Annotated in this window: 12 protein-coding genes; 6 read left to right on the plus strand and 6 right to left on the minus strand. The window is 42.6% G+C overall.

The window, feature by feature from the left end:
- Positions 1 to 427: 427 nt before the first annotated feature.
- From leuC to E0H77_RS13765, 5 genes are all read left to right on the plus strand, one after another.
- Positions 428 to 1,846: a 3-isopropylmalate dehydratase large subunit gene (gene leuC / locus E0H77_RS10185; RefSeq protein ID WP_131377763.1), complete on the plus strand. Its 1,419-nt coding sequence runs from the start codon at positions 428 to 430 to the stop codon at positions 1,844 to 1,846.
- 11 nt (positions 1,847 to 1,857) lie between these two features.
- On the plus strand, positions 1,858 to 2,508 hold the full coding sequence (gene leuD, locus E0H77_RS10190) for a 3-isopropylmalate dehydratase small subunit (RefSeq protein WP_131377765.1): 651 nt from the start codon (positions 1,858 to 1,860) through the stop codon (positions 2,506 to 2,508).
- A 101-nt stretch (positions 2,509 to 2,609) separates the two neighbouring features.
- Positions 2,610 to 3,182 carry a hypothetical protein gene (locus E0H77_RS10195; RefSeq protein WP_131377767.1) on the plus strand — a complete coding sequence of 191 codons (573 nt, stop codon included), beginning with the start codon at positions 2,610 to 2,612 and terminating at the stop codon, positions 3,180 to 3,182.
- A gap of 46 nt (positions 3,183 to 3,228) precedes the next feature.
- Entirely contained in the window at positions 3,229 to 4,308 is a 1,080-nt protein-coding gene (leuB, locus tag E0H77_RS10200) for a 3-isopropylmalate dehydrogenase (protein WP_131312708.1), read from the plus strand.
- Positions 4,309 to 4,380: 72 nt separating this feature from the next.
- Positions 4,381 to 4,545 (plus strand): hypothetical protein, encoded by a 165-nt coding sequence (locus E0H77_RS13765; RefSeq protein WP_165491516.1) that lies wholly within the window; start codon positions 4,381 to 4,383, stop codon positions 4,543 to 4,545.
- 159 nt (positions 4,546 to 4,704) lie between these two features.
- Here the strand turns inward: E0H77_RS13765 and infA are convergent, their stop codons facing one another.
- Positions 4,705 to 4,926, minus strand: coding sequence for a translation initiation factor IF-1 (gene infA, locus E0H77_RS10205; RefSeq protein WP_004754324.1), 222 nt, complete (start codon positions 4,924 to 4,926; stop codon positions 4,705 to 4,707).
- Positions 4,927 to 5,154: 228 nt separating this feature from the next.
- Here infA and E0H77_RS10210 point away from each other — a divergent pair, with 228 nt between their 5' ends.
- Positions 5,155 to 6,165, plus strand: a complete 1,011-nt coding sequence (locus E0H77_RS10210; protein ID WP_131377769.1) for an AraC family transcriptional regulator — start codon at positions 5,155 to 5,157, stop codon at positions 6,163 to 6,165.
- An 8-nt stretch (positions 6,166 to 6,173) separates the two neighbouring features.
- Here the strand turns inward: E0H77_RS10210 and truA are convergent, their stop codons facing one another.
- The 5 genes from truA to asd all read right to left on the minus strand — a co-directional run bounded on the left by truA (position 6,174) and on the right by asd (position 12,280).
- The gene (truA, locus tag E0H77_RS10215) at positions 6,174 to 6,971 is read right to left on the minus strand and encodes a tRNA pseudouridine(38-40) synthase TruA (protein WP_131378004.1); all 798 of its coding nucleotides are present in this window, start codon (positions 6,969 to 6,971) and stop codon (positions 6,174 to 6,176) included.
- 13 nt (positions 6,972 to 6,984) lie between these two features.
- Positions 6,985 to 7,947 (minus strand): asparaginase domain-containing protein, encoded by a 963-nt coding sequence (locus E0H77_RS10220; RefSeq protein ID WP_131377771.1) that lies wholly within the window; start codon positions 7,945 to 7,947, stop codon positions 6,985 to 6,987.
- A 48-nt stretch (positions 7,948 to 7,995) separates the two neighbouring features.
- Positions 7,996 to 9,543: a hypothetical protein gene (locus E0H77_RS10225; protein ID WP_131377773.1), complete on the minus strand. Its 1,548-nt coding sequence runs from the start codon at positions 9,541 to 9,543 to the stop codon at positions 7,996 to 7,998.
- Between the two features lie 51 nt (positions 9,544 to 9,594).
- Complete coding sequence (locus tag E0H77_RS10230; RefSeq protein WP_131377775.1) at positions 9,595 to 11,034, minus strand: type IV pilus assembly protein FimV; 1,440 nt, start codon at positions 11,032 to 11,034, stop codon at positions 9,595 to 9,597.
- A 127-nt stretch (positions 11,035 to 11,161) separates the two neighbouring features.
- Positions 11,162 to 12,280, minus strand: a complete 1,119-nt coding sequence (gene asd / locus E0H77_RS10235; RefSeq protein WP_131312696.1) for an aspartate-semialdehyde dehydrogenase — start codon at positions 12,278 to 12,280, stop codon at positions 11,162 to 11,164.
- Positions 12,281 to 12,424 lie beyond the last annotated feature (144 nt).

The following is a 12,424-nucleotide window of genomic DNA, read 5'->3' on the forward strand; positions in this document are numbered from 1 at the left end:
TTTATATTTAAGAAAAATATAGAGTATTTTTATTTCAGCATGATTTTAGAATGATATAAAGGCGCGTATATACTTTTGCTTATAGTATGCTAAAACAAGGTGAATAGGAAACTTGTTAGATTGAGCAACTGCAACTCTGCATGACTCGTGTTCGACATTGGCAAAATTGGGCTCGGTATTCAGTTGGTGTGCTCACGGCACTGATGCTCAGTACTGGCTATCACAATACAACACTGATGCATGGAAAGTGTAGATTCATTGGTATTGTATTCACAGCATGGTCATTGTTTACAGTGTTTGAGTTGTAGAGATCGACTTATTCCTAAAAGTTTGTTGATATATAAAAATGATAAATTAGATTTATGTAAAACAGTGCCTATAATGAAAATAGAAGATTTAATTACCCAGTCCAATGGAGCGAGTCGACATGGCAGGCAAGACATTATATGACAAGTTGTGGGATGACCATTTGGTGAAGCAACGTGATGATGGTTCGAGTTTAATTTACATCGACCGTCATCTTTTGCATGAAGTGACTTCACCACAAGCATTTGAAGGTTTACAACTTGCAGGTCGTCAGCCATGGCGTTTAAGTGCCAATGTGGCAACGCCTGACCATAACGTACCAACCTCAAAAAAAGAGCGTGAACGGGGCGTTGCTGGAATTGAAGATGATACTTCTCGTATTCAGGTACAAACCCTAGATGACAACTGTAAGACATTTAACATTGTCGAGTTTGACATTAATGACATCCGCCAAGGTATTGCGCATGTCGTTGGGCCAGAGCAAGGTTTGACTTTGCCAGGCATGACCGTAGTTTGTGGTGACTCACATACTGCAACTCATGGTGCATTTGGTTGTTTGGCACATGGGATTGGGACATCAGAAGTTGAACATGTATTGGCAACCCAATGCTTGGTTCAAAAGAAAATGAAAAACATGTTGGTGCGTGTTGATGGTCAATTGGGCGCAGGCGTGACCTCAAAAGATGTCGTGTTAGCGATTATCGGAAAAATCGGCACAGCAGGCGGTACAGGCCATGCGATTGAGTTTGGTGGTCAGGTCTTCCGTGACATGTCGATTGAAGGTCGTATGACCGTGTGTAATATGGCCATCGAGGCAGGTGCACGCGTGGGCATGGTCGCTGTTGATGACAAAACGATTGAATATGTGAAAGACCGTCCGTATGCACCTAAAGGCGCAGATTGGGATAAAGCCGTTGCTTACTGGAATACCTTACATTCCGATGATGATGCGCAGTTTGATACCGTTGTCGTGTTAAAAGGCGAAGAGATTGAGCCACAAGTGTCTTGGGGAACTTCTCCTGAAATGGTGGTTGCGGTATCGCAAGCTGTCCCGACTTTGGAACAAGCGAAAGATGACGTACAGCGTAAAGACTGGACACGTGCTTACCAATACATGGGCTTAACTGCAGGTCAGGCTTTGGCTGATATTCAGTTGGATCGTGTATTTATTGGCTCATGTACCAACTCACGTATTGAAGACATTCGTGCTGCAGCAGAAGTCATCAAAGGTCGTAAAGTCGCAGCAAGCATTAAGCAAGCCATGATCGTACCGGGTTCTGGTTTGGTTAAACAGCAAGCCGAAGCGGAAGGTTTGGACAAGATTTTTGTTGAAGCCGGCTTTGAATGGCGTGAACCAGGTTGCTCAATGTGTTTGGCAATGAACGCTGACAAGTTGCAACCCGGTGAACACTGTGCTTCGACTTCAAACCGTAACTTTGAAGGTCGTCAGGGCAATGGCGGGCGTACCCATTTGGTCAGCCCAGCGATGGCAGCTGCCGCGGCAATCGCGGGTCATTTTGTTGATGTTCGTACATTCTAAAGGAGTCGTATATGAAAGCGTATACAGTTGAACAGGGTATCGTTGCACCTTTAGATCGTGCCAATGTCGATACCGACTTAATCATTCCAAAGCAGTTTTTGAAATCGATTAAACGTACAGGGTTTGGCGACAACTTGTTTGATGAACTTCGTTATTTAGATGAAGGTTATTTGGGACAAGACATCAGCAAACGCCCTAAAAATCCAGACTTTGTGTTGAACCAGCCACGTTATCAGGGTGCAAGCATTTTAATAGCGCGTACCAACTTTGGTTGTGGTTCAAGCCGTGAACATGCACCTTGGGCGTTGAACGAATATGGTTTTCGTACTGTGATTGCCCCAAGCTTTGCTGATATTTTCTTTAATAACTGCTTTAAAAATGGCATGTTACCTGTCATTTTGCCTGAAGAAATTGTCGACCAACTTTTCAAAGAATGTGCTGCAACAGAAGGTTATCAGTTGACCGTTGATTTGGCCGCACAAGAAGTGCGAACCCCATCAGGTCAGGCATTTACTTTTGAAATTGACCCGTTCCGCAAGCACTGCTTATTGAATGGTTTTGATGATATTGGTTTGACTTTACAAGATGCTGACTTGATCCGTGAATATGAAGCGAAAACCAAACAGGCTCGTCCTTGGGTTTTTCAAGATTTACACGGCTGAGTTATGACGTGAAGCATGGCGCGAAGGCTCAACTATTGCTAACATATCGAATTATTTTATGTAATTCAATCTGCTGATCGGCAAAAGGTTGGGCCATTCAAATGCTAAAAAACATCGGTCGAAGTGCTTTCTGGGGGTTCTGTGCGGTATTGCTGAGTGCATGTCAGCATACGCATCAGGCGGTCGATACGATGGCAATCAAGTTTATTGCCCCTGAGCAACGACCTGCCAATGTCAAACTGTACTGTACAGGAACAGTCAACTGTGAATTTGAACGTTTTGATAACATTCAAATTGTGGATGACACCACACATTTGGTGAATTACGAAGCCATTAAAAAAGGCTATGTACGTTTAAACAGCAAAACTACAGGCTATAACAATGCCTTGTTTTTAACCGTACCTGATCGACAGCATGAAGTGGTTATTCGCTTTTATCCTATTTCAATGGATCGTGCAGAACGAATTAGTGTGATTCATCACTTTAAACCGAACACAAGCTATACCTTCAAGATGTACCGAAACCGCACCAAACAAGCGGGGAGTTTGCTGAGTGTGTCAGCACCAGATCCGTTATGTGTGGTGTTATTACAAGATCAACGTCCAATTCGCCGTTTTTGTAAGCCCTACAATGTGCTGACAGGTTTAGGCGAATTTGTTGAACAAAAATTTTAACTGGGCTGTTTAAAAGCTACAGTCGTAGGAATAAATGGAATAGCGTATGTCTAAACATATTTTAATTTTAGCGGGCGATGGGATCGGACCTGAGATTGTCGCAGCAGCAGAAACTGTACTCAAGACAGTCAATACAAAATTCAATTTGGGTTTAACCTGGGAGCAGGGGTTGCTTGGTGGTGCAGCGATTGATGCACATGGCGAACCCTACCCAGCTGTGACTAGCGCTCAGGCACAAAAAGCCGATGCGATTTTACTTGGTGCAGTCGGTGGGCCAAAATGGGACAGCATTGAGCGTTCAATTCGCCCAGAACGCGGCTTGCTTAAAATCCGTAGTGAACTGAACCTATTTGCAAACTTGCGTCCAGCGATTTTGTACCCACAATTGGCTGGTGCTTCAAGCTTGAAACCTGAAATCGTGGCAGGTTTAGATATTCTGATTGTTCGAGAATTGACAGGTGGGATCTATTTTGGTCAGCCACGTGGGATTCGTGAACTGGAAAATGGCGAAAAACAAGGCTACAATACTGACGTTTATTCAGAATCTGAAATCAAACGTATTGCTAAAGTCGCGTTTGAATTAGCGAACTTGCGTGGTGGTAAAGTTTGTTCTGTCGATAAAGCTAACGTACTAGAAGTAACAGAGCTTTGGAAACAAACTGTGACTGCACTCAAAGAAGCTGAATATCCAGAGATTCAGCTTTCACATATGTATGTCGATAATGCCGCTATGCAATTGGTTCGTGCCCCAAAACAATTTGATGTGATTGTGACTGGTAATCTGTTTGGCGATATTTTGTCTGATGAAGCAGCAATGTTAACGGGTTCAATTGGTATGTTGCCATCTGCATCATTGGATGAAAATGGTAAGGGTATGTACGAACCATGTCATGGTTCAGCGCCAGATATCGCAGGAAAAGATTTGGCTAACCCATTAGCAACCATTCTTTCAGTTGCCATGATGCTACGTTATACCTTCCGTGAGGAAGCAGCAGCAAAAGCCATTGAAGATGCGGTGGGCCAAGTTCTGGATCAAGGCTTGCGTACAGCAGACATTATGTCTGAAGGTATGAATAAAGTCGGCACAAAAGCAATGGGTGAAGCAGTTGTTGCTGTTTTAGCTTAAGCTTATAAATTTAAAAAGCGTGATCTGAAAAGATTGCGCTTTTTTTTATTTAAATGTTAGCAAAAAAGCATTTTGAAGTACTCACAACGAGCATGGATTAAAGATTACGATCAAACTGGTTCTGGTGCATCCAGTATCGGCACAATGATTGATACATTGAGTCAGCTACGTCAAACTCATGAGTTTCACTCATGGTTGGGGGAGCATTTACGCGAGTGTAAGGCGATTGCTTCTTAGGTCGAGCTGTAAATATATTGTCGCACGTTGCGGATTTGCAATTTTTAACAAGCTCAATGCAGATCGTAAATTGAACTACTTTCACAACCAAAAGTGTTGTCTTTAAAAATACATATAAAAAAAGCCACATTGTTGTGGCTTTTTTGCTTCAGCTAATACTTAACGTGCACGGTAAGTGATGCGACCTTTGGTCAAATCATATGGAGTCATTTCAACTTTAACATGGTCACCCGTTAAAATACGGATGTAATGCTTACGCATTTTGCCTGAAATATGAGCAATCACTTCATGACCGTTCTCTAAACGCACACGGAACATGGTATTAGGAAGCGTTTCGGTGACAACGCCTTCGAACTCAATTAGTTCCTCTTTATTGGCCATAGCCTACCTAAAAGAATAAAATAACAAGGGGCAAATTATAGACAAATTTAAGCAATAAAACAATATAAAGCCAAATAAAGCGTAGCTAAAAGCAACAAAGTTAAAAGTAACAAAAGTGAATCATGCGTCTACACTTTTTTCCTGAAAAAGAAGGCTAGTTAGTTGTCAGCTTGGTCAATCCTCAGTACCCTGAATCTGGCAATGCAGCAATAAAAATAAGGTGAAAGTGTGGGTCAGCAAACGGATGCTTCAGTGGTATTGCGGCTTGGTTATCAGGCATTAAGGCGGGCAGGATTGTCAACGGAGCAAATTCTGACACAAGCTGGCGTTGCCATGAGCCAGTTAGAAAACAATCAGCGCACGCCTGTCAGTGCACAAAATGCATTTTGGCTTGCTGCTGAACAGGTGAGTCAGGATTCGGATATCGGCTTATACTTAGGTGAGCATTTGCCACTCTACCGTGGACAAGTGATTGAACATCTGTTCATGAGTAGCGAAAATTTTGGTGAAGGGCTACACCGCGCACTTGCCTATCAACGTTTAATTAGTGATGCCTTTCAAGCGAAATTGGTCTGCGAAAATGGACGTTGCTATTTGACTAATGGGACACAAGCTCGCCCTAATCGGTTGTTGAATCGACATTTTTCTGAATGTGCTATGTCAGGAATTTTACGCTTTTTCAAATTCTTAACGGAAGGGCAGTTTCAACCGATTTTTATCGATTTCGATTTTCAGGAAGGGGCAGCGCCAGAAGAGTATTTTAGGGTCTATGAGTGTCCTGTCAGTCTTGGGCAAAAAGAAACCCGACTTTATTTTGATCCTGCGATTTTAAAACATCCATTATGGCAGGCTGATCCTGATCTGTTACAACTGCATGAACAACTGGCTAATGCAAAATTACAGGAACTGGCACGCTACGATTTGGTGGATGAAGTACGCCGTGCCATTGGTGCAACCTTAGAGCAGGGAGAAACCACACTCGAAAGTGTGGCTGCGCAACTACACATTACACCGCGTCGTTTGCGAACTTTACTCAGTGATGCAGAAACCAGTTTTCAGCAGATCTTATCAGCTTATCGTTGTCGACTGGCCAAGAAGCTGTTGGCAAATACACATGAAAGTATTGAGAAAATTGTGTACCTGACTGGTTTTGCTGAGCCAAGTACATTTTATCGGGCATTTAAGCGTTGGGCCAATGAAACCCCGATTGAATACCGTAAACGTAAACAGAGTGACTAAACTGTTTGTCACTCTGCCCAGTTGAGCCATTGAGGACCTAAAGCAACTTTTGGTAAATCAAACTGCTCTGGGTAATACGCCTGAATAAAGTACAAACCATCCGCAGGGGCGGTAATGCCCGCAGCTTTGCGATCTTCTGCAGCAAACATCGCATCAATGTGTTCCACGGGGTAGAGTTCCTGCCCGATTTCCAGTAAGCAGCCCATAATATTGCGCACCATATGGTGTAAAAAACCATCTGCCTGAATATCTAGAATCAGAAATGCGCCGTGTTGGGTGAGGCGACAATGTTTCACATGCCGTACGGGTTGATTGGACTGACAGGATGCGGCGCGAAAGGTTTCAAAGTTATGTGTCCCTTCAAACTTTTGTGCAGCTTCAATCATTTTGGCAATATTCAGCGAATGATAAATATGTGTGACCTGCTTATGCATTAATGCAGGTCGATGCGGCGCGCTATACAATACATACCGATAGCGGCGAGCAATCGCTTTAAATCGCGCATGAAAGTCTGAATCCATGCGTTTAATCCACTGAATCGAGATGTCTTTAGGAAGCTGGCTATTTGCCCCCATGATCCAACCACGATCAGGACGATCTGCGGTACTGTCAAAATGTGCCACCATATTGGTCGCATGTACACCTGCATCGGTACGTCCAGCACCGTGTACAATAACAGGGTGATTTGCAATTTTACTTAAGACACGTTCGAGGGTTTCTTGCACACTGGGAACACCTGCTTGCTGTGTTTGCCAACCCCGATAAGCTGTACCGCAAAACTCAATACCAATCGCATAACGTTGCATCATCATTTCTGTGTTACTCATGCCAGTGCTTCAACCAGTCGTTTGCCTGTTCATGCTGTAAATAAAGCGCTAGCAATTTGGCATAAAGATCAGCATGACCTAGACAATCAGACACTGCAATTTGTGCCTCTTTGACCCATGCACTGACCGCATAGCGCTGATCAATGCCACCTGCAGTGACTTGTGTGGTGAGTACAGGCAAACAGTTATTTTGTTTGAGTTGTTGAAAGAGTTCAATAATGACTGAATTGGTCACCAAGTTCCCAGTCCCAAAACCTTGTAAAATTAAAAAGTCGGGTGCATGTCTAAGCACATGCTGAAGATTATTTTCGAGCTGTTCCAGTCCAATCGACTGCATCATCCAGTTCAGAATATTGAGCTTTTGCGCACGTTGCAGCATCGCATCCGTAATATGTGTGGCTTGCTGTTGTTGTGCTATTGTTTGCGTTGATGGAATACCCTGGAAGGCATTCAGCTCAGTGGTGTGAGCTTTGAGCGCTGTGCGACCATGAAATAGCTGTTGATGGAACGCCAAATATACGCCTGTATCGACAGTCAAAATATGGTCAAGTGCAAACCACAGGTTATCTCGTGCATCGGTTTGTTCACGAATTGTTGAGCCATCTACCGTAAGTAACGGAAATTGACTGCCTGTAATAATGACATGACAAGATTTGGCGAGCATACGTGCCAACACTGCGCTGGCATAACTTAAAGTATCTGTGCCGTGAATCACGACAAAATGCTGGAAGTCTTGTTGTTGTAATTGTTGAATAAATTGAGCCAGTTTGAGCCAGTCTACTGCTGTGTAGGCACTACTGTCTTTAATGACAGGAGCAGCAAAGCATTCTATTGCCAAGTTTTCTGGCAAATAGCCATGCAGGCAAGGTAAAAAGTCATGTTCTGGCATTGGGCTTAGAGGTTCACCTACACAGCCAAATGTTCCACCCATATAAATTAAAGCAATTTTAGACATGATAAAAAAAGCAGCCGAATTCGACTGCTTATGGTAGAACGAACTGCTTTAAGATGCTATTTGATTTAATAAATATTTAGCGCGATCTAATTCATCAGCATGATATTGCACTTGTGGATCTTCTAATAAAGCCCGTGCTGAGCTAAATGCACCTAAACGAATATACTGTTCGGCAAGTGATAAGTTAAGCTTGGTCTCACTGAGTGCGGCTAGTTCTGGGAATTGTTGAACAACATAATCCACAGGTACTTTTGCTGTTTCTGGAACAGAGTCTTTTACAGGTTCAACAGTTGATGATTCTATTGCGTTTGGCAGGCTGTCAAAACTGGTGATAGAAAGAGGTTCTGCTGCAATTTCAACTGTAGGAGCAAGAGCTATTATTGGCTCATGTTCAATTTCTGGCTGAGCATCTGGCTTGTCAAAGTTAAACACCAGTTCCGGTGTTTCTACTACAGGCTGTGGTTCAGCTTGAACTTCAGTATTGACCGTTTCAAAGTTAAATGCGATATCAGCCTGTTGAATTGGCTCAGCTTCTGGTTCTGGCTGTTTTTCTTGGGAAACAGCAGGCTTAGCAAGATCAAATTTAAACTCGAGAACAGGTGCTTCTTGTACTTCTTCTACATGTACATGTTCAATTTGAGTTTTATGGGTTGTTTCATGCTGATGCTGGAAGACTGCATCATGATGTTCTGTTTTAGCAACTCCAGGAATGACATCCTCTTTTTTACCAAAATCAACTTTCTTGGTAAAATGTTCGGGACCTTTGCTTTCTATTGCACGTGGTTCAACAGATAAGTGAACATGCTTGGCTGCTGGTTCTGGTTCATCAATTTCAGTCTTGCTAAAGCCTTCAAGGTTAAATTCAAGGGGCTTGTGTTCTTCTACTTTTGAAGCGGGTGCCGTTTCCTGAGCAATTGTAGGTGCACTTTGTAATTCTTCTTCTAATTTTTCAAAAGACAAATCACTATGTGCTGAGTCAGGTTTGCTGTGTACTTCATCGTTTAAATCATTTTTAAATAAATCAAAATCAACGGCTTTGGCTTGAGAAGCTACTGGTTTTGCAGGTTCAGGCACAGCAGTAGCAGGGACTTCATCTGGAAGCTGAATCGGGGTGTGCTGGATGGTATCAGGCTTTACGGGCTCTTTTTTTTCTGTTAAACGATTTTCTGCCTCAGCAATAATGTCATATAAATTCAATGCACGAAGATGTGCCATTAATTGTTTGATAGAGAACTGATCATTTTGCTCAATATGAATCTGCAACAATAATAAATATAAACTGTGTTGCTCATGATCTGCGTTGAGAGCCTGATTAATGATTGCTTCAGCCGTATTGAAATTTTTCTCACGGATCAGGTTTTCAATTTGACGACGTAAATCAGGGTCGAGTTCTTTAGGCTTTGCTTCAGCTGAAATTGTGTTCTGAGTGTCAGTTACCTCAGTCGCTACTGTACCAGAACGTGCTTTTGCTTTCTTCTTCGACTCAACTTTTCTTTTTGATCGACTAGAATCAGTGTCTTGTTGCCCCGAGCCTCGTTTTTTGAGCACAATGGCTACAACGAGTAATAGAACAAATGGAATGATGTATAGCAACATTTTTTTATCCTTGCATTCGCAACAATGTATTCAGGCTAAAAACAGTTCTCATTAATGACTTGGCTTGTTGGCTTTTTGTTGCTGTTGCAACTGTTGCTGTAATTGCGCAAGTCGAGTATTTAATAATTGAATTTGATGGTCTTTTTGTTGCAGAGCCAAATCCAATTGAACTACATTTTTTTGTAATGTAACGGTTTTTTTGCGAATTGTCATAACTTTTAATGATAATTCAGGCGCAGTTTTCTGAGCATTATGACTATTACCTCCCATTTTACTCGAAGATGTATCTGTATTTGCGGTTACCAGTCTCATTTCTGCTTGGTCTAGGCGGTATTTCGTCGCATATTTCCCTGCAGATGCTGGCTTTGTTGTTTTGGTAGTGTTTGCCGTATGAGTAGGGAGAGGAGCATTGCTTAGGTTGAGGTTGGTTCCTGTTCTTAAACGATTGATATTTCCACCGACAAAGGCATGTTCGTTCAGTGCTTTAATATGTTTCATCACTTCGCCAATAGGCCGATGGGTTTGCTCGGAAATTCGTGCTGCAATACTCCATAAGGAATCCTGACGCTGCACCACATAGTTACTGTTCTTCGCTGTTTCTTTCGCTGTAGCGACAGGAGCAGGTTTTGCGGGAGTTCGGTGTACAGCAGGTGTTTGTTTCTTGGTCTCTGCCGATGTTTGAGCTGTTGTTGGCGTAGATTGTGGTTGACTATACTTTTGGGTGGGCTGAGTTGAAGATCCCATTGCTGCAGTCGTTGTTACAGGCTTCGCAGATGCAGTGGTCGTTGTTGTTGCAGGTTTGGCAGGTGCGGCAGGAGTTATTGCTGGTTTGACTGGAGCAGCAGTCGTTGTTGTAGGTTTTGTTGTTATGCTAGTTTGGTTGTTTGGTATTGCCGTTGTTAGCTTTGGCGGTGCAGCAACACTGATTGCTAAAAGATTAGTCGGTGTTGGTGGATGATTTGCTGGCGCAACTGTTGTCGTATAGTGTCTGCTTTCAGGTAAGTTGAGTGCAATATCTTTTTCACTGACAATCTGTTTTGGAACCAGAACTTGTTCTTGAGTTGAGGCTTTGATGGGGCTCGCTTTGGCAATAAGTGCTTTAGCAGAATTATTTCCACCTAGATTTTTTTGAATCTGTTGTAAATGTGCTCCATCTGCATCTTGGACTTTGACAATCAGATTAATATTTTTATTGGTTATGGGTTGAGATGAAGTAATGACAATCACGCCACTAGTTGCTCCCGTGCGGCGTACAAAGAAATTTAACCCACTCAAGTCCTGCTGGCTGGCGTCCATACGGATCAGGTCATCAGAGTCGGCTAAACCTGCTTTAATTGCAGCATTATTGCTGGCATTTGCATAAGGGATTTCGACATATAACAATTGCCCTTGAGTTGATTCAATTTGGGCAGCGTTAAAAGTTAATGCATAGCTACTTTGGGCAGCAAAACATAAAATCAGTGCTGAAGCGAGTTTGTTATATGCAGTCATTTTCATCCACAAAATGGAACTGTTGATTGTTTTACATATAATGTAGCTGTATGTAAATAAATTGTAAATTTTTAAGATGTTAAAAAGCCGATCTTTTCAGATCGGCTTTGCAGATTAACGCTCAAAATTATGCATTTTTATAGTCAATCAAGATACGAAGCATACGGCGTAACGGTTCTGCTGCACCCCAAAGTAATTGGTCACCGACCGTAAACGCGCCAAGGTATTCTTTACCCATATTGAGTTTACGTAGACGACCTACAGGAACACTTAATGTGCCAGTAACAGCAACAGGTGTCAGATCCGTCATAGATGCTTCGCGAGTATTTGGGATGACTTTTGCCCACTGGTTAGATTGGCGAATCATGTCCTCAATTTCATTTAGCGGTGCATCTTTTTTCAATTTTAAAGTCAATGCTTGAGAGTGGCAACGCATTGCACCAATACGCACACAGTGTCCGTCGATAGGTACGATTTGCTGGTTACCCAAGATTTTGTTGGTTTCAACTTGGCCTTTCCATTCTTCCTTAGACTGACCACTTTCCAGTTGCTTGTCGATATAAGGAATGAGTGAACCTGCTAAAGGCACGCCAAAGTTTGCAGAAGGGAAGCCTTCACCACGTTGTAATTCGGCAATTTTAGAGTCAATGTCTAAAATCGCAGATTTAGGATCATCCAACAAGTCTTTGGTATTGTTATACAAATAACCCATACCTGTGATCAGTTCACGCATGTTTTGCGCGCCAGCACCAGATGCTGCCTGATAAGTCATTGAAGTTGCCCATTCCACCAAGTTGTTTTGGAATAGACCACCTAAGCCCATGAGCATGAGAGAAACGGTACAGTTGCCGCCCACGAAAGTTTTCGTGCCTTTGACTAAGCCATCTTTGATGACGTTCAGGTTGACGGGATCAAGCACAATAATGGCTTGGTCATCCATACGCAATGTCGATGCAGCATCAATCCAGTAACCATTCCAGCCTTCAGCTTTGAGTTGTGGAAAAATTGCAGAAGTGTAGTCGCCACCTTGACAGGTAATAATGACATCCATTTGCTTCAGACTCTTAATATCTGACGCATCCATAAGTGCTGGGGCAGTCTTACCACCAAAAGCAGGCGCTTCACCACCTGCATTACTGGTAGAAAAATAGAATGGCTCAAAATGTGCAAAGTCATTCTCTTCAACCATACGTTGCATAAGGACAGAACCAACCATCCCACGCCAACCGACCAGACCTACTTTCATGTCATTGTGCCTCGGTATTGTCATAAAAAATAAAAGGGTTTTGAGTGTATCAAAAGTCTCCCCAACTGCAAGCGCTACATAAGTCAAACAGGCAGATTTTTGAGTGAAATAACTTGTTTATGATACATACAAAACTAATAAAGA

Source organism: Acinetobacter brisouioides (assembly GCF_004331075.1).
Classification (GTDB): domain Bacteria; phylum Pseudomonadota; class Gammaproteobacteria; order Pseudomonadales; family Moraxellaceae; genus Acinetobacter.